Genomic DNA, 23,463 nt, shown 5'->3' on the forward strand with positions numbered 1-23,463 from the left:
ACGGACGACGGAGACTGCCGCGCCGCGTCCGCGGCAGCCGCCCGGCGGATCAACCGCCGCGGACGTCGTTCCAGATCATGGCGTGACGCTGCTCGGTGGTGCCGTAGTTGTCCGAGATCCGCAGCAGCGTCTGCCGGGCCTGCTCCAGGTAGCCCACCATCGAGTCGGCCGCCTGGTTCCAGGCCACCTTCGAGACGTGGTACTGCTGCTGGGCGGCACCGGTCCACTGGGCGAGGCTCGCCTCGACGGTGCGCTCCATCTCCTCCAGCGACGACTGGATCTGGCCGTTGATGCGGTGCATGTCGGTCAGCACGGCGTCTGCCTGCACGAAGTCGAAGGTGTAGTTGGACACGTCAGTCCTCTCGGGAGATCAGGGATCGGGGGTACGGCTCAGATGCCCGGCAGGGCCGCGCCGAAGGAGCTGGCCACGCTCGACGCCTCGTCCTCGGCCGCCTGGTAGCCCTTGGTGGTCACGCCCATGACCTCGAGCATGTTCAGCAGCTCGTTGATGACCCGCTGGAACGCGTTCTCCCAGTTGTCCATGGCCTGGTTGAAGCCCTGCGACGCCTGGCCGGTCCAGGAGGAGATCAGGACGGCCATCTGCCCGTTGACCGCGCGCAGCTGGCTGGTGAACTCGGTGGCCTTGTCGGAGAACTCCTGGGCAGCCCGCTGCATACCCGCTTCGGTGGTGCTGACGCTCGGCATCGTCACGGCCGGACTCCTCATGTCAGGGAAAGGTGGCAGGGAAGAGTGTTGATCCGCCGCCCCGTGCGGGCGCAACTTCGTCGCGCCGCCATGTCCGAACGTCACCCAACATTGCACGGCAGCGCCCCCGCGCCCGGCGGCGACGGCCGGGAGGCCGGGAAAAGTGGTTGCACTTTCATGCACTGATGCCCGGCCGGAGTTCCGGCGCGACGGCCGCGCCGTCTTCACTTGACGGCGACGTCGAGGGAGTGGTCCGTCGTGAACTACAGCGAGCGCATCGAAGGCCTGTTCCAGGAGTACGAGCGGCAGCGCAACAGCCTCACGGAGATGCAGGCCCGGATGAGCGCGCTCTCGGCCACCGCGTCGTCACCGCGCCGCGAGGTGAGCGTCACCGTCGGCCAGAACGGCGTGCTCACCGACATCCAGTTCCCCACCGGCGCCCACAAGCGGCTCACCACGGCCGACCTGACCCGGCTCGTCCTCGACACCTACGCCGACGCCAAGGAACAGGTCATGAACCAGGCGGCCGACGTGCTGGCGCCGATGCTGCCGGACGGTGTCGACGCCCACAAGCTGGTCCGGGGCCAGGCCGGCGCCGACGCGTTCCTGCCGAAGGAGCCGCGCATGGTGACGAGCGTGCGGGAACTCCTGACCCGGGGACCCGAATGACCGGCAACAATCCCGGCGGCCGGTTGTGGGTCGACCCGGACGGTGTGGAAGGGCTCGGCAAGGCGTACGAGTCGCACGTCCAGCTCTACGAGTCCTACCTCGCCCAGGCGATCGCGCTGCGCGCCCGGTACTCCAACGCCTGGGGCGACGACGACATGGGCAAGGAGTTCTCGGAGAAGTTCCTGCAGGGCATGGACAACCTCGAAGCGATCATCGGCGGCGTCAAGGGCACCCTGCACTACACCGCCGAGGGCCTGAAGGAGAGCGGCCGGGCGTACCGCGAGGCCGACGAGGCCGCCGCCGACGTGAGCCGGATGTTGGCAAAGGACTTCGACGGCCTGCGGCGCCCCGCGTACCCGATGCGGGCGGCGGCCACCGGCGACGTGCCGGAGCCTGCCGCGGAGGGTGAGCCGCGCCGGCCTCATCTGCTGTCCCGCCGCCGGGCGGCCGGCGAGCCGGTCCCCGAGCAGGCCAGGCTCCTTCCGCGGCAGCAGGGCACGCCGCTGCTGCCGGTGGAGCCCGCCGAGCCGCTGATCCCGGTCACCGCCGCCACGCCGGCCATCTCGTCCTACTTCTCCAAGCCGGAGTACGCGACCGCGCACGTCGGCGGCCGGCCACTGCCCGACGGGTACCGGCTGATCGCGCTCAACCCGTTCGCCGACGGCAGCACCCGGGTGGACGCGAACCTCTACGACTCGATCACCCCGCTGGCCGGAACGCCTGTCACCACCCCGGACGGCAGGGAGATCGATCCCGGACAGGGCCGATTCTTCGTCGTCAAGGAGAACCCGGCCGCCGACCCCACCGTCCCCGGCTACCAGCCGCTGTACCTGAGCTACGCGCCGGACGGCACGCCCTCGCCGATCATCACCGGCGCCTGAGCCACCCACCACCCGTCGCCGGTAGCACATGCCCGACTTCCACATCCCCAACGACCCGCAGTGGCAGTGGGCGTACGACCTGATCCTCGTCGCCGTCGGTGAGGAGTACCCGAAGGCCGACCCCACCGCCCTTCGCGCAATGGGCGACGAGTTGTACGCGCTCAGCAGCACCATCCTCAACGGGATGGGCGCCACCGCCAACCTCGGCTACGGGCTGGCCGGCAGCCTGTCCGGCCCGGCGATGGACGCGTTCCAGCAGTACCAGGTGGGCATCACCAAGAACGTGCCGGCCGGCGGCAACATCGCGCTGGCGCTGGGCGGATCGGCGTACAACTTCGCGCTGGACTCGGAGAACACCCAGTACAACATCGTCATCGCGGCCTTCACCCAGGTCGTCGAGATCGCCATCGCGCTGGCCTCCGGCTTCGGCGCGGCGGCGGTTCCCGCCCTGATCAAGATCGGTCAGGAGATCGTCAAGGCTCTGATCGACCTGTTCCGGCAGCGCCTGCGGCACATGCTGATGCGGCTGGCCTGGGAGGCGTTCCAGGAGGGCCTGGAGGAACTCTGGCAGAGCGCCGCCGCCCAGGTGACCCAGATCATCGAGGGAAACCGCAAGTCCCTCGACTACAAGGACCTGGCGATCTCGTTCGCCGGTGGTGCCTTCATCGGCGCGGGCGTCAGCGGCGTACAGATGATCGGCGGCAAGTTCTTCCCGAAGATCAACGACAGCATCCTGTCCCGGGAAGGGTTGTCGGCGCTCGCCGAGACGCTGTTCGAGGGCATGTTCACCATGATGGTCGGCGGCGGTGGATTCAACCCGTGGGCCACCATGTCCTCCTCGCTGATCGGCGGGATGGCGCACCACTACGCCACAGTGGTCGGCAACAGCTACGGCCCCGGCGCGGGCGCCAAGGCGCCACCGAAGATCGAGACGAACAGCCTCACCACCACGCCGTCCACGCCGCCGCCGACGAGCGTGGACGGACCGCTCGTTCCCCCGCCCGTCGGCTCCCCCACCGGGACGGGCGCAGGTCACGGCGGCGCCGGGAACCAGGGCGTCGGTGGGCTGCCCGCCGACGGCTCCGGCGCCGCCGGTGGCGCCGCCGGCGACTCCGGTCCGGGCCGTTCGGTCGGCGGCATCCAGGGCTCCGGGGGTCAGGGCTCCGGAGGTCAAGGCGCCGGGAGTCAGGGCGGCGCCGGTCAGGGTCCAGGTAGTCAGGGGCCGGGTCAGCAGGGCGCGGGAAGCCCGGGCGTCCAGGTGGGTGGGGGTTCGGCCCCCGGTGGGCAGACCGGCGCTGGAAGCGCGACGGCCGGTGGGCAGAGCGGCGCCGACGGCCCGGTCGCGAGTGGTCAGGGCGCGGGTCGCGACGGCACCGGCAGCCAGGGCGCCGGCAACCCCGCCGGGACCGGCAACACGGCCGGCGGGACGGAGGCCCCGGTCTCCACCGGGGACAGGTCCGCGCGCGGCGACTCGACGGGTACTGCGACCGCAAGCCCGTCGACCGCCACCGGCGCGCCCTCGGCCGCCCCCGCGACGGTGGTCACCGACGCCGCGACGACGCGCGACGGCACCCTGGCCGGACCGGACGTCTCGACGTCGGGTGGTGGGCTGCCCGGGTTCGACACCACCACGCCGTCGACGTCGGCGACGCAGCCGCCCGCCACCTCCGGCTCCCCACCGGGAGCCCCGGCCGGACCGACGCCGTCCACGACCGCGCCGTCCCCCGCTACGTCCTCCCCGGCCACGCCGTCGGCCGCCCCGCCCGCACCCGCCACCCCTACGTCCTCGCCGAACCCGCCGTCGGCGGCCACGCCCGCGGCGGGGCGGACCGACAGCACCGGTGCCGCGCCTGTGCTGCCACCGGTACGGGAGCAGGCGGGCGGCGTCTCGGTCGAGGTCGCTGCGGTCGGCGTGCCACCGGCGACCGGTCCCGCAGGGGGCATCGACGCGCCGGCCACCCCGGCACCCGCGACTGCGGCGTCCACACCGACCGGGCCGGTGGTCACCACCGACGGTCCAGCCGTCACCGTGGAGGGTGCGACGACCGCCCACGCCCCGGTGGGCGCGGACCACACCGGCGGCCGGGACGACCTCGCGCAGGCAGGTTCCCACCCCGGCCCGGCCCGGACCGGCGACCCGGGAACGACTCAACCCGTCACCCCGGCTACCGGAACGCCCGGCCGGGCCACGCCGAGCCCGCAGTTCCAGCGGGCGAAGGCGAACGCGGAGCCGCAACGGCTGCGCACCGAGCGGTACGTCCCGTGGAAGGACACCGTCGTCCCCGGCACGCACCTGCTGCGCGGCGAGATCACCACAATCGACTTCACCACGCGGGAGTTCACCGCCGACGGACGCGACTACCGGTCGTTCGACGTACACCTGGATCTGGTCTCGAAGAACGACCGGATGTCCCCGCAGGAGCTGCGGGACTTCGCCGACGCCGTGCAGCGCACCGTCGACGAGATGGTCAACGACAGGTACACGCTGCCCGACGGGCGGCTGCTGCACATCGACCTGATCGTCGACACGCCGCCGTGGCGCGACGGCATGACCCGCGACTGGCAGGCCGATCCGCGCCGCAACCCGCCGGTCGAGGTGACCTCCGAGACCGGCGTCCGCTCCGACCAGCATCTGTGGAACACCGGCGACCGCCTGAGCGTGATGGTGCACGAGGTGATGCACTACCTCGGCGCCAAGGAGGGTCACCAGGCCGACGAACACCTGCTCACCACAGTGGACCGTTCGGGTGTGATGGGTCTCGAGGTCGACGTCCTGCCGACGTCGTCGGAGCAGGCCGCGACCTCGACCGGGCCGGTCGACTACCTCACCGCCGAGGATCTGGCGACGATCCACGACGCCGCGCTGACCGCGGGACCGGTACGCGAACTGCCGATCCCATCGGCGACGCGCGAGCAGGCGCCGGACCCGTACCCGAATCCGCAGGTCCCGTCGCGTGCGCCGGCCCCGACACCGTCAGAACCGCAGGCCGCTCCGGTTCCCCCACCGCCGCCGCCGCCACCGCCGGTCGCCCCGGTGCCCCCGCCACCACCGCCACCCATCGCCCCGGTGCCGCCGCCTCCCCCCGGGGTGCCCGGCCCTCCGCCACCACCGGCCGCGCCCGGCCGCCCGCCGCGGCCGGCCGGAGCGCCGACCCGGAACACCGCCCCACAGCGGGCGGACCTCTCCGCTGCCACACTGCCACCCCGGCAGCAGCCCGTGCCGACGGCGGTCGGGCGAGCGCTCACCGACAAGTACCAGATGGTGCACGTCCTCGACCAGGGCTCCCCGGGCCTGGGCCACCAGGCGGCGACGGTCGCCATGCTCGACGGGCTGGCCGCGACCGGCTACCAGGGCACTGTGGTGCTGACCTACCCCAGCAACAAGACGCCGTACTACGCCGGGCAGCTCGGCCGGCAGGCCGACTTCGACAGCCCGGTGGGCTCGTACGACCTGTTCCACCGCGAGTGGACCGGTCGCCGGGGCGGGATGAACGTCGTCATGCGTCCGCAGCAGAAGCCCGTCGACCCGGGCGAGGGGCGGATACAGACGCCCGCCGACGACCTACGCAAGGAGCGGGACTGGAAGGAGAGGCAGTGGCCCGGCGCCGGCGGCAGCGATCTGCCCGACTGGCGACGGGAGCTGCAGCCGTCGTTCCGGAAAGAGGCGGAGACAACCGCTCAGGAAGTCGGCCAGGGCCTGCGCCTCGACCTGGTCCGCGCCGAAACGCTACCTCCGGGCGCCGTCCTGATCGTTCTGCCGGCCGTCGACGCGAAGAACAACGACGGCTCGGAGGTAAGCGGGGAGAAGAAGGAGGAGTGGTTCCAGGAGAACTGGGAGCGTGGGCTGCGCACCGCCCACAACGGCAAGCACGACGTGCTCACGCTCCAGCCGTTCCTGTGGGACAAGTTCCCCCGTCAGTTCCGCAGCGCGGACGGGACGGTCAAGAATCTGGACGAGATCCTGACCGGTGTGCCGACCTACCGTGGCCGGCCACCGGCCACCCCGCCGCCGGCCGCCGCCGAGGTCGTCAGGGCCACCGGCGTTCCCGGGGCCGACGCTCTCGCGAACCTGGTCGACGACCCGGGCACCGACGTGGTGCTCGTCTACTACGGCATGACCGAGGCCACTCCTGAGCACAGGGACGTGGTCGGCCGGCTCGCCGTCGCCGCCCGGCCCGGCCGGCCGACTGTCGTCCTGGTGGTCGGCGACGCCGACCGGAGCTTCACGACAGGCAACCCCGACGTCCACGTCGCGGCGCTGCCCCGCGTCTCGCCGGAGCAGATGGCCGGGCTCCGCGACCGCGCCACGCTCGTCGTCACCGAGGGCGCCAACACCTGGCAGGAGTCCCTCGCGGCGGGCAAGCCCACGCTCTCGGTGACCGCGTCCGCGGGTGACACCCGGCCGTGGGAGCACGGGCCCGCGTCGGTCCGGACCGACTCCGGCGAAGGCCGCGACCGGCTATTGGCGGCGTCGGAGTACCTGCGGCACGGCGGCGATCCCGCCACCCTGCGGGACTTCGTCCAGGACGACGACGGCAGCGTCCGCACGTACTTCGACGGGTGGCAGCAGGCCCTCGGCCAGACCGGCTCCGACCAGGTCGACCAGGCCCTCGCCACGGTCACCGGCCTGAAGTTGGACCCGGAGGCCCGCTCGCGTGAGGCCGCGCCGGGCGCGCCCCCGGTGGACACCACCGCCCGCACGGCCGGGACCCCGCCGGCCCGGCTCGACGTACCCAAGACCCGCGACGAGATCGCCCGGGCGCGCCACGAGCAGCGCGACACCGCGCCGCGCCGGATCGCGAACACCAGCGCGTACGACGTGATCGTCCGCGACCCGAGTCCGGACACCCGGGTTCCGGACGTGGTCGCGCGCTCCTACGAGCGGGCCGGTCTGCCCCTTCCGGCGGCCGGCCGCCCCCGCCTGCGCCTCGAAGCGGTCGACAACCGCATCGCGTACGACCACCGGGTGCTCGACCTCGGCGACCGGAACGTGCAGGACTTCACGGTCAAGGTCTTCCTGGACGCGCGCGACGCCACGGCCGCCGCCGCCCGGGACGAGGTCGAGACCCGGGTGACCGAGGCGGTCGACCGGATCTACAACCAGGGCTTCCGCATCGGTGACCGCGACCAGCTGAACGTCACCGTGGAGTTCGTGACCCGGCCCGGCGAGGCGCACGCCGTCGTCGCGCTGCACGGCACTCCGTCGCCGACCACGCAGACCACCTGGTCGACGCATTCGTCCGACCTGGACCTGGCGCACGAGATCGGGCACTTCCTGGGCCTGCGCGACGAGTACGCGATACCGGGCAGGGCCCTGGAGCGCGCGTTGGTCCGCGACGACAACTCGCTGATGGCGACCACCACGCCGCAGCCCGGCAACGAGCCGCGGCTGCTGGCCCGCGGCGTCGAGCGGATCGCCGGCCTGCGGCACGACGTGCTCTCGCCCGATCGCGGCGCGCTGCCGCCACGGACGCGGCCGGCCCGGTTCGAGCCGGTACGGGTGCCCGGCGGCCGCAACGCGCGGTTCGACGAGCTGACCGGGCACACCCGCGACGTCGACCCGGGCAACTACCGGCAGGCGACGATCGACCTCAAGACCGAGGCGACGCCGATCGGGTTCGTCGTCAACTCGATGCTCCCGGCCGCCGACGTCGACCAGATCCCCGAGGTGGTGCGTGCCGTCACCGAGGGCCTCGCCCCGGGCACCCGGGTCGCGTTCGTCTTCGGCGTCAACACCACCGCCGAGGTGCCGGACCTGGCGTTCCGGGACGCTGTCGCCCGGGCCGCCCGGCTCGCCGAGAGCCTCGACGTGCCGGTGGCGGTGAACGGCTACGCGGTCGGCACGAAGAACGACAAGTTCCCGTACGGCCGCACCCGCAACCAGGTGCTGCGCGATCCCGACACGGTGGCCGCGATCCAGGGCCTCGCGCAGGGCGGCCCGGACGGCGCGGACCGCCGCTACCCGTACGTCTCGATCCAGGACTTCGACCGGGGCGCCCGGACGGTCGCCGACGGCACCCACGTCTTCGACCGCGTCGACCGGGCGACCCGGTTCGACCCGGAAGCGACCGGGCAGCAGGCGGACTCCCCGGCCCGGCCCTTGATGATCTCCGGCGGTTACCGGGTCGGCGACGCCGCGGATCTGGTCCGGCGGACCCGGGAACGGCTGGAACGACGCGCCCGCGACCACGAGGCGAGGATCGCCGAACTCGCCACGCGCGACGACCGGGAGGCGCGCAAGGAACTCGGGATCGAGCGACAGAAGCTGGCCGCCGTCCACGGCGGGCTCGGCAAGCTCGCCACCGAGGCCGGGCAGGAGAAGTTCGTCCGGGACTTCGCCACGGCCGTGGACGAGGACATGCGCTCCCGGGACCGGCAGGCCACCGTCCACCCCATGCTCCCGTACTCGCCGGAGCCGAACCTCTTCGTCGACGGCCTGCTCGTCCTCGGCCGGCCCGAGGTCCGGTTCGGTGACGCGGGCGCCGAGTTCCTCCTGCTGGCCGAGAGCCTGCACCAGGCGTACGGCGACGAGCTGGCCGTCGCCCACGGCGCGGCGACGCCGGCCGGCCTGCCCCCGGACGTCCTCACCACTGATGTCCAGGTCGAGTCGCAGAACAACAGGCACCCCGACCGCGACCTGGGGTTCATGACGGACTTCGTGGGCGCCGCCACGCCCACCGACCTGTCCCGGCTGGCGGCCGACTTCGCCGCCGGCAACTTCCTGCCCCAGTCGCACGCCGTGCCCACGAACGCCAACCGGCAGCTGTTCTACACCGAGGGCACCGGCTTCAAGGAGTACCGGGCCGAGCTGCGCAAGCCCGACAGAGCCGCCGGCAAGCCGTTCGCCGCCCCCACCGACGTGACGCCCCGCCGTGCCGGGGTGGCGCGTGCCCCGGGCGAGCCGCCGCGCACGTGGCAGGAGTCGCTGACGCCGGAGCAGCTCCAGCAGCTCGGCGCGCAGCCGCACAACCGGCTCGTCACCACCGTCTCGCTGCCGCCGCCCGGGTCCGGTCCCGCGCCGGAGCCGAGCGGCGAGTTCACCGTCGACCCCGACCTGGACCCGTCGAAGCCGGCCCGGACCGTGGGCCTGCCGACCAGCCAGCGCCTCGTCGCCGCGCACCTGGTCGCCACGTCCAACGACTCCGGGACCATCCAGCAGGAGTTCGCCGCCGCCACCGCCATCGCCGATCGTGGTGGGCTCAGCCGGCAGCCGGGCTCCCTCTACGACGCGATCGCCGCCGGGCTGCCGGGCGCCGACGCGGACACCCTGCGGATCGACACCCTGCGGGCGGGCCGGGACACGATCGTGCTGGACGACGCCGCCGCGATGCGGCAGCAGCGCCCGTACGACAACGGGCACTTCGTACGGGCGGCCCTCGCACCAGACCCCGGCACGCAGCGCCGCGGCGCCCCGATCGACGACGCCGAACGGCAGCGGATCGGCAACGCGCACGACGTGGTCGAGTTCGCCGCCGCCCGGGGCAGCCGGGTGCACCTCACCGTGCACGACGGGGCGGGCGGCCCGGTCCGGGAGTATCAGGTGCGCGGCGCCAAGCCGCAGGGCCGGCTGGCGCTGGTCCGCACGATCGACGCGTGGGGCGGGGTCACCTACGCGCCGTACGTGCCCCCGCCGCCCCCGGCGGCTGACACCGGCGACGACAGCGACAGCGAGTCCGGCGACTTCGGGATGTTCGGCGACGACGGCCTCGCCACGTTCGCGCCGACCGCCACCACGACAACGACCACGACCACGACCACGAGCGCCACGACCGGCGGCGCCGTCGACTCCGGCCTGGTGTTCGCCGCGCCCGACGACCGCGCCACCAGGTCCACCGCCCGGGACTTCCCGGACCGGCCCGACCGCTACCACGTGTTCGGACACGGCGAGACGGACGCGATCCGGGTCGGCGACGCCCGGATCACCCCGGCGCAGCTCGCCGCGCGCATCCGCGAGGACCACGACCGCTGGCAGGGACGCCCGATCGTCCTGATCGTCTGCGACAGCGGCACCGACCGCCGGGACGGCTTCGCCGCGCAGCTCGCCCGCGAACTGCCCGGCACCAGGATCATCGCGCCTGGCGGCGTGGTGTGGGCCGGGTCGACCGGACACGCGATCGTCACCGGCAGCGACAGTCGCGGCCCGGACGGCGAAGCGCTCACCCCGCCGACCGGTGACACCCGGTTCGTCGAGTTCGAGGCGTCACCCACCGCCCCCGCCCGGCTCACCGTCACCGAGTTGTCGCACGTGCTCGACGCGTACACCCCGGTCGGTCAGGTCGACCCCGACCGGACGGCTCGGTCCGTCGCGCAGCTCTCCGCCTGGGCGCGGTCCGACGCCACCGAGGTCGAGACCCGGACCCGGCCGGCGCTCGACGCGCTCGCTCCGGCCCTCGACGACGCCGGCCGGGCCGACGCCACGCACCGGCGCGCCGCCGGGCTGCACCACGACGCGGCGAACCGGGTGGCCGACCTGTCGGAGAGCCAGCTCCAGCTCGACCAGCGCGCCGACGAGGCACCGAAGCTGGCGCGGGCCGGCGTCGACGCGGCGGCCCGGGCCGGGGACACGGCCGACGCGCGGCGGCTGCGCGAGATCGCCGGCCGGACCGAGGAGCACATCCGCGACCGGGACGCCGGGGTACGCGCCTCGCTCGCCGCCTCGGCCGCCGAGGTGGCGACCGTACGCGACCTGCGCGACGACGCCGCGTGGGCCGAGTCGACGGCGGCGCGCGCCGACGCGGACCTGCGGTTCCTGCGGGAGCGGCACGACCGGCTCGCCGCCCTGCGGGCGGAGGCCCGGCACTGGGCGGATCACGCCGCCCGGGCGGCCGCCGACGCCACCGCGGCGCTCGGCCTCCCGCCCGGCCCACGACGGGACCTGGCGCTCGCGGACGCGCTGCTGCGGGCGTACCCGGCGGTCAACGCGACCGCGCGGCGACGCGCCGACCTCGACCGGATCACCGCCGAGCTAGCCCCGCTCGGTGACCTGCCCACCGCGGTCCGGGACCGGCGCGACGCCGCCGCCCAGGCCGAGCGCCTGGTCGCCGACGTGGCGTCCCGGGCGCCCGGGGCGTACGGCGCGCACACGGCCGCGCTGTCGCACATGGACGACGCCCACGACTCGCTGACCGGGTCGGAGGAGCGACTCAACGACGTCTACGACCTGGCCGAGCGGCTCGGCGTGCCGCCCCGGACCCCGTCGCCCGCGCCGGCCGGCACGCCGGACGCGACGACGCCGCAGGAGGACGCCGACTCCGACCTGGAGCCACCGGCCGACCTGCTGGTGGAGACCGCACCGGCGGGGCTGGCGCCGTTCTCTGCGCCGGAGGCCGGCACCGACGCGGCCACGACGGGCGAGGCGACCCCGGCCGAAGCCGGCCCGGAACAGATCGGCACGGCGCTGACCACCGAGGGCGAGACGGCGCTGCCGTCACCCGAGGCGGTACGCCGGCGCCTGCCCACCTACCTGCGGGACAGCCGCACCCTCGGCCTCGCCGAGCAGCTACGGGCCACCCGGGACGCGACGCTCGGCGCGGCGCTGCGGACCCTCGACCCCCGCCTGCCGGCCGACGTCGTCGCCGCGGTGGAGGCCGACAGCCGCGACGACATCGACCAGTTCCTCGGCGCGGGCCGCCCCTACCCGGTCACGGTCGGCGGCCGCCCCGCCGAACTGGTGGTGACCGCCGTCCTCGACTGGGACCGGCTGACGGTCGACCGGGTGCACGACGACCCGCGCAAGGTCACCACGAAGACCCGGGAGAACCTCACCCACACGCTGCGGCACACCCGGGACCGGCACGTCGAGCCGAAGGCGACTGTCACCGCGCTGCCGGGCGTGATCGTCGGCGCGGGCGGCTCGGTGCCGACGGCGCCCACCACCGAACACTCCACCGCCCACAAGAGCACCTACACGTCCACCACCACGGTCAAGGTCAGCGACCTGGCCGAAGTGACAGTGCCGATCCGCTTCGTCGCCCGGCTCGTCCGGCCCGGCCGCCCCGACACCGGACCGGTCCAGGCCGCCGGCACCGTCGCTCTCGCCGTACCGACCGGGTTGCGTCCGGTCGGCGCGACCGCGCCGTCGGCCGCGGGCCCGGCGCTCGACGGACCGGTCCCGGCCCGGTTCGCGGTGGAGAGCGTACGCAGCCGCCCGGCCGATCCGGGCGCCACGTTCTTCGAGCAGGTCGAGGCGATCCTCGCCGAGGACGGCATGGGCGACCTGGTCCGCATCGGCGCGCCCGGCCGTCCGGCCGTGCAGAAGCTGCTCAGCGACGCGGCGTTCGCCGGCAAGCTGCCGACGACGGTCGTCACCGACCCGGCGAACCGGCACGACGGCTGGGTCCGGTCCGGTTCGCTGCCGCGCGGCGCGCGCACCGGCTGGCGGCGCTTCTTCCCGGGCCGCAGCCAGCAGGTCGAGGTGCGCCTGGTCGCCCGCCGCGTCGAGCAGGTGGAGAGCGTCGACGGGATCACGCACGTCGACACGTCCGCGCTCGCCGCCGAGAGCACCGGCGGCGCCACCGCCAAGCGGCTGTGGGGTGTCTGGGGCACCGCCGGTCCCGGTGTGGACGCAGGGCCGCTCAGCCTGGTCGTCGCGCCCCGGGTCGGCGGCAGCCGGGAGTCCGGCGTCAGCCGGACGATCACCGAGCGGACCGGCGCAAAGCAGACCGTGACGGGCACCGCTCCCGCCGTGCGGTACCGCGTCGAGTACGGCGTCCAGGTGCGCGTCCTGGGCCGTCCGCCGCGGATGCTGGCCGGCTCCGTCGAGGCGCTCCAGTGGACCACCCGCGACCGGCTGCCGGGCACCGCGCTCGACCCGGGCGGCCGGGAATGGCACGGACGGCGCGGCGCCGCCCGGACCCACTTCGCGCCGGCCCGCATCGAGCGGGGCGAGTCGTTCGGCGGCGCGTACCTGACCCGGTTCGGCGACCAGGGGCTCTACGAGATGGTCGCCGAAGCGGTGCGGTCGGTGCCCGGTCACGACCGGTTCCGCCTGGCCACCCGGGACGAGATGCTGCGGCACTTCGACGACCCGCGGCTCGCCGACGGGCTGACCCCGCAACTGCAGGCGGCGCTGAGCCGCGACGCGGACCTGCGTACCCAGCTCTCCCCCGACCAGCTGCGCCACCTGGCGGACCGGATCGTCGGCCCCGGGCTGAAGATCCCGCTGATCCGCACCGGCACGTTCCACGACCACGTCACTGTGGTGACCATCCGGGGCACCCTCGGCGACGTGTCCGACGGCGACCTGCTCGACCACGACAAGGTCGGCGCCGACGCCAAACAGGACGCCCGGTCCACTGTGACCGGCGGGCGCGACCGCAGCACGTCGGCCGAGATCAGCCTGGAGCCGCGCATCCTCGGCCCGCTCGGCCAGGCCGCCTCGGCGATGATCGGCGGCCCCCGCGCCGCCGTCACCTGGAGCGCCGCCGACGAGAGCGCGATCACCGGCCGGCAGGCCGCCGAGAGCAGCCACGGACCGGCGCTCGACGACAAGGGCAAGCCCGCCGGGGTACGGCTGCGCCAGTTCGCCGCCACCCTCGACCTCACCGTCACGACCCGGTCCAGCGTGCGGGTCAACCAGGCGGGCCGGCAGCTGTCCGTCGGGGCGTACGGCCGGGACGTGCCCACCGTCGTCGCGACGTCCGAGCAGCGCCCCCGCACCCACCGCCTCGACGTGCGCATGCTCGTTCCCGAAACGCGGGTCTCCCGGCAGCGCCCCGCTCCCGAGCCCGGCCCCGCCGTCCGGGACGAGCAGACCATCGCGTACCCGCCGCCGCTGAGCCGGATGACCGGCGGACCGCACGACCTCGACGGACGCCGGGTGGAGTCCTTCGTCGGCGCCGGCCGGCTGCAAGAAGCCGTGGTCGACACGCTGCACGAGGCCAGCGGCGACGACATCTACACCGCCGAGGACGGCCGGATCTCCACAGTCGTCGCGGACGAGCTGTCGCCGGAGCGTCTCACCGGTGACGCCGAGCTGTTCAGCCGACCGCTGGCGCTGAGCAACCTGTGGCACGGCCGCCGGGCCGCGGACGCCCGCGCCGACGTGCGGGTACGGCTGCGACCGACGAACCCGGTGGTGCTCGACGACGCGGACGAGTTCGCCCGGATCAAGCGGACCTTCGCCAGCGGCACCGCGCGCAAGACCACGCACGGACGCTCGGTCGAGCTGAGCCTCTCCGCGACCGGCGTCGCCACGGTGAGCGGCCCGGCCGCCGAGCACGGCGGCAGCACCGGCCGGCCGGCGGGCGCCGTCGTCCTGTCCGTCACGCCGTGGCGGCGCGCCTGGGGCCGGATCAGCGAGCGCAGCGTCTCGGGGATCTCGAAGCTGCGCGTCGGCGGCCGGCCCGAACGCGAACTGCTGGTGCGGGTCGACGTGGAGGCGGAGGTGGTCGCCGAGGCGCGGCACGACATCAACCTGCTTCCGCTGGGCCTCTGGCCCGCCTCCCCGGCCCGCCGCGCCGGCCGGCGGCTCACACTGCCGGGCGCTGTCGTCATGCGGATGACGCCGGCGGAGCTGAAGCGGCTCCAGGACCGCGACCGGGTCCGCCGGCACCGGAGCGCCGACGTGCGGCTGCAACTGCGGCACGCCGAGAACGCCGAGACGGTCCGCGCCGACCAGCGCGAGCAGCGCGCCCGGATGGCGCGGGCACAGGCCACCGAGCGCGGGAAGCTGCTGCGGCGGCAGCACACCGAACGCCGCGACGCCTCCGACTACGTCGACCGGGTACGCCGGCGCCGCGAGGTCGGCGAGGCGGAGCGGCGGCTCGTCGACCAGTCCTTCGCCGCGCTGCAGGAGCGGCACCGGCGCGAGCTCGCCGAGCTGACCGCGACGCACGACGAGGCCACGCAGGCGCTGCTTCAGGCGCAGGAGCGCCAGCGGGCCGTACAGGCCGAGCACCAGCGGCGCGAACGCGAGCTCGTCCGGCAGGAACAGCAGCGGCAGGACGAGGCCGCGGCCGACCCCGGCACCCCGGACGACACGGAACAACCCGCGTTCCGGCCGGGACCGCAACGCTCGTTCGGCATCGGCGGCGCCACCACCCACGTCGACCTCACCGACCGCATCCCGCACCTGCGGCGGGCCCTGGCCCGGGCGGCCGGCGAGGAACTCGCCCAGGCGATCCTGCCGTCCACCCAGGACCGCAGCCCGTTCGACCCGGTACGCGGGCTCGGCAGCTCCGGTTTCCTCGGCGCCGCCCACCTGCACCTGGCGGACGCGCTCAACGGCGGCCGGAGCGAGCCGATCCGGGTGGAGCGGCGCTTCCGGGGCTCCACCTACCACGTCACGCTCACCGCCGAGCCGATGGGCGAGCCGAGCTTCACCGGCATCGAGGTGGTCGACGAGCTGTCGGTCACCGACCGCTCGGTCGTCGGCGAGGCGCACACCCGCACCACCTCCCGGACGGCGGCGCAGGTGACGCTGACCGCCCGGGCGCAGGGCACCGAGGCCGAACGGGTCGAGGACGACGCCACCCGGACCACCGGGCACGGCCCGGCCTCCGGCACCGTCGCCGCCGGTCTCACCGGCACCGCCGCCCTCGACAACCGGGCCACCAAGGCGACCGAACGCGCCGGCCGCACGTACGAACAGACGCTCACCGTCTCCGGGCCGGTGCCGACGTTCCGCGGGGCGGTCCGGCTGACCATGACCGTCACCGGCAAGGGGCTGCCCGAGGACGGCGTGTCGATCCGGGCCGTCCGCGACGTCACCACGTACTCGGCCACGCCGGGCCGGTCGCAGGCCGTCTCCGAGCCGGTCACGGCGGTACCCGCCGGGCAGACCACCGATGCGGGGCGGCAGGTGTGGCGCGCCGCCACCGGCTTCGATCCGCTGCCCGAGCCGGGCCGCTTCGCCGTCGAGGACGTCCTGGTCCGCCTGCCCGACCTGCACGAGGCGGCCCGGCAGGCGCTCGTCGCCTCGGGCGTCGAACCCGGCCGCGACGTCACCGCAGCGCTGCGCGACGCCCTGACCGTCACCCGGATGAAGGCGCTGCCGGCCATGCTGGCCGGCGCGTTCCCGCTGCCGATGCCGGCCCGGCTGGGCCGCGACCTGTTCCTCGACGCCCGCCTGGTGGCCCGCCCGAAGCTGCTGCGCGCGGACGCCACAGTGAAGATCGGCGGCTCGGCGAAGCGCAGCGCCGACACCGAGTACGAGCAGACCAGCGCTCATTCGTTCGCGCTGAGGACGGCCGGGCCGCTGGTCGTCGGCGGCGTCGGTCATCCGGGCGGCGCGAGCAAGGTCGGCGAGCGGGACGCCTTCAACGCGGTGAACGCCGCGACCCTCGTCGAGCAGCAGCTCTACCGCACCGACCCGGCCCGCCAGGTGAAGGACGAGGGCAAGGTCGCCGTCAGCACGACCGGCAAGCCGACCCGGCGCACCGATCCGGACGACAAGCTCACCGCGGCGGTGGAGTACGACGTCGAGTTCCGCTTCGTGGCGCGTTCCCGCGACGCCGCCGGCAAGCACCGGGGCGGCGCCGAGGTCCGGGTGCCGGGCGGCTACGTGGTCCGGCTGGACGAGGAGGCGGCCCGCACCGTCACCGGCCGGGACCTCCCCCCGGGGCTGCGCGCGTCCGCGCTCGCCGTCGCCGACGCGGCGAAGACGCTGTCCGAGACGACGGCCCGCCGGGACGGCCTGACGTCCCGGGCCGACGCGGACCCGGAGGACGTCGCCGCCGCCAAGCGGGCCGTGACGGACGCCGAGCGCGCCTGGTGGGACGCCCACCACGCGCACGAGGCCGAGGTGACCCGGCCGCCGGAGCCGGTCCCGCCGGAGGACGTGCCGGCCGAGGACGTCGCCACGCCGACCGCGCAGACGCCGCTCGTCGGCGACCCGGTCGACGTCGCCACCGGCCGGGTGATCTACACCGAGGTGGACGCCCGGCTCCCCGGGCTCACGCTGGAGCGGACCCACCGATCCGACTACCGCCAGGGCCGCTGCTTCGGCCCGGCCTGGGCCTCCACCCTGGACCAGCGCGTCGTCACCGACGCCACGCACGCGCGGTTCCTGGCCGCCGACGGCTCCGTCCACACGTACCGGCTGCCCGCCGAGGGCGACGAGGCCCGGCCGGTCCTGGGCCCGGGCGGGCCGCTGCGCCGGCTGACCGGCGGCGGCTGGCTGCTCACCGAGCCGGGCCGGTGGCTGCTGTTCGCCCCGGCCACCGGGCACGGTGACTCGTGGCTCAGCGACGTGGTCAGCGACGACGTCGGCTGGCACGTCGAACGCGCCGCCGACGGCACCCCCGAGCTGCTGACCTGCACCTCCGGCGTGGTCGTGGTGCCGCACCTGGCCGGCGGCCTGGTCGTCGGCGCGCACGTACGGGCACCCGGCGACACCGCCGCCGAGGCGCTCCACCTGCCCACCTTCGGCTACGACGACCGGCGGCACCTGGTCGAGGTACGCAACTCCTCCGGCCACGCCACGCGGCTGCGCTACGACGAGGCGGGCCGGCTGGTGCGCTGGCAGGACCGCAACGGCGAGTGGTTCGGCTACGACTACGACGAGGCGGGCCGCTGCGTGCGGGCCGGCGGCGCCGGTGACTGGCTGCGCTACCGCCTGCGGTACGACGACGGCGTCACGTCCGTGACGAACTCGCTGGGCCAGGTGACCCGGTACGAGATCAACGAACGCCGCCAGGTCACCGCGATCGTCGACCCGCTGGGCGCTACCACCCGGCAGGAGTGGGACGCGGCGAACCGGCTGCTGTCGCGCACCGACCCGCTCGGGCGCGTCACCCGGTTCGACCACGACGCGCGCACGGTCACCCTGCCGGACGGCTCGACCCACCGGGTCCCGCCGCCCCGGCCCGCGCCCGCGGGCGGCATCGAGTTCGACGCGCTCGGACGGGTCCGGGCGACCCGGGCCCCGGACCGGGCGGTCACGACGTACGGCTGGACCGCCGAGGGGGACCTCGCGTGGCGGGTCCGCCCGGACGGCTCCACGCAACGGTGGTTCTACGACGGTGAAGGGAATCTGGTGGACGTCATCGACGCCTCAGGAAGGGCGGTGAGCTTCGAGTACGGCCCCTTCGATCTACCCACGGCCCGGGTGGATCAGGCGGGGAACCGCACCGAGTTCACGTACGACACGGAACTACGGCTCGTCGGGGTGACGAATCCGGCGGGCCGGACGTGGCGCTACGAGTACGACGCGGCCGGCCGCCTGTGCGGGCAGACCGACTTCGACGGCCGTACCCAGCGCTACGAGCACGACGACGCGGGACAGCTGATCGCGCACACCGACGCCGCCGGCACCGTCACCCACTACCGCTGGGACGCGCTGGGCCGGGTCGTCGAACGCCGGGTCGGTGACGCCGTCACCCGCGTCGAGTACGACGCCGACGGCCACGTGGCGGCCGTGCTCAGCCCGGACGCGCAGGTGCGGTTCACCCGGGACGCCGAGGGCCGGGTGCTGTCCGAGACGATCAACGGCCGGACGGTGCACACGTCGTACACCGATTCCGGCGCGGTCGCGACGCGCACCACGCCGTCGGGCCGGTCGAGCCGGTGGACGTTCGACGCCGCCGGCCGCCCGGAGCGCCTGACCGCCGGGGAGCACCTGCTCGGCTTCACGCACGACGACGCCGGCCGGGAGATCGGCCGGACCGTCGGCGGCCTGGTCGCGCTGCGGCAGACCTTCGACGCGGCGGGCCGGCTCACCGGGCAGCAGATCGCCGACGCCGCCGAGCGCCGCTACAGCTACGACGCCGCCGACCGGGTCACCGCGATCGCCGACTCGCTCGCCGGTGACCAGTCCTTCACCGCCGACGACACCGGCCGCATCCGGGCCGTCGACGGGGACGTCCCGCAGCGGTACGACTACGACGAGGCCGGCAACCTGGTCGGCGCCGGTGGCGGACGCTGGGAGTTCACCGGCACGATGCTGGTGCGCTCCGACGACGCGACGTTCTCCTACGACGCGAAGGGGCGCCTCACCGGCCGGGTCGACGCCGCTGGCGCGTGGCGCTTCGAGTGGGACGCCGAGGACCGGCTGGTGCTGGCCGTCACCCCCGGCGGCGACCGCTGGCGCTACCGCTACGACGGCTTCGGCCGGCGCATCGCCAAGCAGCGCCTCGGCGACGGCGACCGGGTGCTGGAGGAGGTGTGCTTCGCCTGGTCCGGCGACCTGATGCTGGAGCAGACGCACCGCGACGTCACCGGCGCGACCACCACGACCACGTGGGACTACCGGCCGGACGCGCCGGTGCCGGTCGCGCAGACCGACGGCGGCACGCTCCGCGCGGTGATCACCGACAGCATCGGCACCCCGACCCACCTGGTCGAGCCGGGCGGCGGGCTGCGCTGGTGGTCGCGGGGTGACCTGTGGGGACGCGGCGCGGACCGCACCGTGACACCGCTGGCCTTCCCCGGCCAGTACGCCGACGCCGAGACCGGCCTGCACTACAACCGGTTCCGCTACTACGACCCGGCGACCGGCCGGTACGTCAGCCCCGACCCGCTCGGTCTGACCGGCGGCCCGAACCCGACGGCGTACGTCGCCGACCCGCTGACCGTGGCCGACCCGCTGGGTCTGACCAGTTGCACGCCGGCCCCGGCTACGCCCCACCCGATGGCCGCGGTGGAGCCGGCGCTCGCCGTTCCCTCCGCGCAGACGCCCAGCAGCCTGCCCACGACCGCGGCGCCGCCCCCGCCGAGCGCGCTGTACGGCATGCCGGTCTGGGTGCGGGAGACCAGGCGCAACGCGGACGGCACCGTCACCCACGTGTACGTGGAGCGCGACACCCCGTCGCCGCCGCCGTTGAGCACACCGGTCGGTCAGGTCACCGCGCAGGCCCAGGCCTGGTTCGACACCGTCGGTTTCGCCCCGCAGACGGCGCTGGCCGACACGTCCTCGACGGCGCACCAGAGCTTCGAGAGCATCCGCGCCGACATGTACGCGCGGACCGGTCACCGCCCGCGTACCGGTCCCCGCAGCAACCGCGAGGGTCACTTCAACGAGCCGATGATCGGCAGCCGCCCGTACAACCATGCGGACGGGACGAGCGGCCTCGGCGACCGGATCGGCGCGGAGTCCGACGGCGGCCGCCGTACCGCCGGCCAGATCGCGAACTACCTGCGCGGCTTCACCGCCCTGGAGTCCATCGAGAGCACCGCCGGGCGGGAGTTCGCCACAGTTGTCGCGTTCGCCGAGCAGGCCCGTGGCTACCGCCAGGAGCGGCACGAGGCGGCGAACGCGCTCCAGGAGATCCACTCACTGGCCCGGAGCGGGCGCGCACGGCGCTACTGGGGGGACGTCGGTCACTGGTACGGCCCCGCCCGTCGTGGCTACGCCAGCGAGGAGGACTACGTACCGCCGTCGGAGCGCCCCCGGCCAGATCAGCTGATCACCGGTGAACGCCGGCCGCAGCGGACCGCGGCCCGCACGTTGGCGGTCGACGGCGAGCCCAGCGGCAGCCGCGACCGCAGCGACAGGTCACGCAGCCCGCGGGACCGGAGCCGTCCCGGCGGCAGCAGCCACCGGCGCGGCGGTGGCCAGGCGTACGGCTTCCAGGGGCCGCAGAGCGCTCCCGCGAGCCTCGGCGCCGCCTCCGCCACGCCGTCGGCGGACACCACGACGCCGCTGGCCGAGCAACTGGCAGCCGCGCAGGGTGACCCGGCGGCGCAGTCCCGGATCCTCGACACCTTCCGGGACGCGCTGTCCCGCGACGTCCCGCTGAGCAACGGGTCGACGCTGCGGATCCTGGCGGCCAACTCGCACGGCGGCACCGCGAACACCGCCGCCGACCTGGCGACGCTCGACGACGCGGACCGGGGGCACCTGCGGCAGATCCACCAGGGCCGGGACGCGGCCAACCAGAACGACTGCGTCACGCTCACGATGGCCGTGGACAGCTACAAGCAGTCCGGGCTGATCACCCAGATCCCGCCGCAGACGCACCCGAGAGCGCTCAGCGACATCCAGAAGCAGTACCCGGGCCGCACCACCGAGGAGGTCGGCACCCTCCAGGGCCTGATGGACGCGCTCGGCGCCATGCCGAACGGCACCAACGGCATCGTCGGCTTCCGCACCGACGGCCCCGGCGCCGTCGGCCACGTGGTCAACGTGTCGAAGGACTCGCAGGGCCGCGTGACGTTCGAGGACTCGCAGGTGCCGGGCCTGGCCACGCTGCCGCAGATCGGCCCGGACGGCTCCGTCGTCCTGATCCGGACCAGCGACCCGCAGCCGGCCCCGTCCTCGGACGTGGACATGGCCTCGGTCCGCGACGCCGACTCCGACGTCGACATGGCGTCCGTCCGCGACACCGACTCCGACGTCGACATGGCGTCCGTCCGCGACACCGACTCCGACGTCGACATGGCCGACTTCTCGCCGACCACCGAGACGTTCGCCGGGGTGGCGCCCGAGGCGGTGGCGAAGACCACCGCGCAGACGCCCACCGTGGGTGACCCGATCGACGTCACCACCGGGCGGATGATCCTCACCCACACCGACGCGGTCCTGCCGGGGCTCACGCTGGAGCGGACCTACCGCTCCGACTACCGGTGGGGCCGGTCGTTCGGCCGGGCCTGGGCCTCCACCCTGGACCAGCGGATCATCGTCGACGGCGAGCAGGTCCGCTACCTGGCCGCCGACGGCTCGCTGCTCACCTACCCGCTGCCCGCCGAGGGCGAGGTGGCGCAGCCGGAGACCGGCCGGACGCTGCCGCTGCGCCGGCTGGTGGGCGGCGGCTGGCTGCTGACCGATCCGACGTCCGGCCGCAGCCTGCTGTTCGCCGCGGCGTCGGACACCGAGTCGCTGCTCACCGACGTCACCGACGGCGGCGTCAGCTGGACGATCCAGCGCGACCGCCGGGGTACGCCGACGCAGCTGCTGTCGTCGACCGGGGCCACCATCGCGTTCACCTCGTCCGCCGGGCTGATCACGATGGTCTCCCTGCCCAACGCCGCCGGTGACCTGATGGCGGCGTCGCGGTTCGGCTACGACGGTGACCTGAACCTGATCGAGGTGACGAACTCCTCGGGCGACCCCGAGCGCTTCACGTACGCCGACGGGCGGCTCGTGCGCTGGGAGGACCGCAACGGCGAGTGGTACACGTACACCTACGACGAGGCCGGCCGGTGCGTCGCCACCGACGGCAAGGGCGGCTACCTGCGCTACCGGTTCGACTACCAGCCGGGCCGCACCGTGGTGACCGACTCGCTCGGCGCGGTGCGCGTCTACGAGCTCAACGACCGCTTCCAGGTGGTCGCCGAGACCGACGCGCTGGGCGCGACCACGCGCAACGTCTGGGACGAGGCGTACCGCCTGCGGTCCACGACCGACCCGCTGGGCCGCACCACCTCCAGCGAGTACGACGCGCTCGGGCGGCTGGTCGCGGTCACCCGGCCGGACGGCAGCCGGTCCACCACCACGTACGACGACCTCGGTCGTGCGGTGTCCTGGACCGACTTCGACGGGAGCACCCGCAACCGTCAGTTCGGCCCGGACGGCCTGATGGTCGCCGAGGTGGACGCCGCAGGCGAGGTGGTCCGGTACGAGCAGCCGGCCGCCGACGGCCGGGGCACGACCACGCACGTCGGCCCGACCGCCGTCGTGCGCGACCCGGCCGGGCAGATCACCTCGGTGAGCACCGGGCAGGGCGAGACGGAGTACATCTATGACGCGCTCGGCCGCCTGTTCAGCATCGAGGACGACAACGGTCTGACCGAGTTCGGCTGGACGCTGGAGGGCGACCTGGCCTGGCGGGAGAACCCGGACGGCTCGGTCGAGGAGTTCCGCTACGACGGCGAGGGCAACCTGGTCGAGTGGGTTGACGCCACCGGCCGCCGGACGATCCGCGAGTACGGCGCGTTCGACCTGGTCACGGCCGAGATCGACGACGAGGGCAACCGCACCGAGTACGCGTACGACACCGAGCTGCGGCTGATCCGGGTCACCAACCCGGCGGGCGCGACGTGGACGTACACGTACGACCCGAACGGCCGGATGGTGTCCGAGACCGACTTCGACGGCCGCACCCAGCGGTACGTCTACGACGCCGCCGGGCAGCTCGTCGAGCGCACCGACGCGACCGGCGCTGTCACGCACTACGCGTACGACCTGCTCGGCCGGGTCGTGGAGCGGCGCACCGGCGAGGCGGTGACGCGGTTCGCGTACGACGCGGCAGGCCGGGTCGTCCCCGCCGGGGACGACGACTCGCAGATGCGGCTGGAGCGTGACCCCGTACCCCGGCGCTGACCCACTGCC

Annotated in this window: 5 protein-coding genes; 3 read left to right on the forward strand and 2 right to left on the reverse strand. The window is 74.4% G+C overall.

Annotated elements, in window-relative coordinates; translation table 11 throughout:
* Positions 1-49: 49 nt before the first annotated feature.
* Positions 50-352 (reverse strand): WXG100 family type VII secretion target, encoded by a 303-nt coding sequence (locus A4R25_RS09165; RefSeq protein WP_064446310.1) that lies wholly within the window; start codon positions 350-352, stop codon positions 50-52.
* Between the two features lie 38 nt (positions 353-390).
* On the reverse strand, positions 391-711 hold the full coding sequence (locus A4R25_RS09170) for a WXG100 family type VII secretion target (RefSeq protein ID WP_064446311.1): 321 nt from the start codon (positions 709-711) through the stop codon (positions 391-393).
* Positions 712-963: 252 nt separating this feature from the next.
* Between A4R25_RS09170 and A4R25_RS09175 the strand changes: the two genes are divergently transcribed.
* Genes A4R25_RS09175 through A4R25_RS31430 form a run of 3 tightly spaced genes read left to right on the forward strand, consistent with a single transcriptional unit; the run spans position 964 to position 23,454 of the window.
* The gene (locus tag A4R25_RS09175) at positions 964-1,374 is read left to right on the forward strand and encodes a YbaB/EbfC family nucleoid-associated protein (RefSeq protein ID WP_064446312.1); all 411 of its coding nucleotides are present in this window, start codon (positions 964-966) and stop codon (positions 1,372-1,374) included.
* A complete protein-coding gene (locus A4R25_RS09180) occupies positions 1,371-2,255 on the forward strand; it encodes a WXG100 family type VII secretion target (protein ID WP_064446313.1) in 885 nt (294 codons plus the stop codon). Before A4R25_RS09175 ends, A4R25_RS09180 begins: the two co-directional genes overlap by 4 nt.
* 28 nt (positions 2,256-2,283) lie before the next feature.
* Positions 2,284-23,454 carry a DUF6531 domain-containing protein gene (locus A4R25_RS31430; RefSeq protein ID WP_197494887.1) on the forward strand — a complete coding sequence of 7,057 codons (21,171 nt, stop codon included), beginning with the start codon at positions 2,284-2,286 and terminating at the stop codon, positions 23,452-23,454.
* Positions 23,455-23,463: the final 9 nt, after the last annotated feature.

It is taken from the genome of Micromonospora sp. NBRC 110037 (assembly GCF_001652995.1).
GTDB classification, from domain to species: domain Bacteria; phylum Actinomycetota; class Actinomycetes; order Mycobacteriales; family Micromonosporaceae; genus Micromonospora; species Micromonospora chalcea.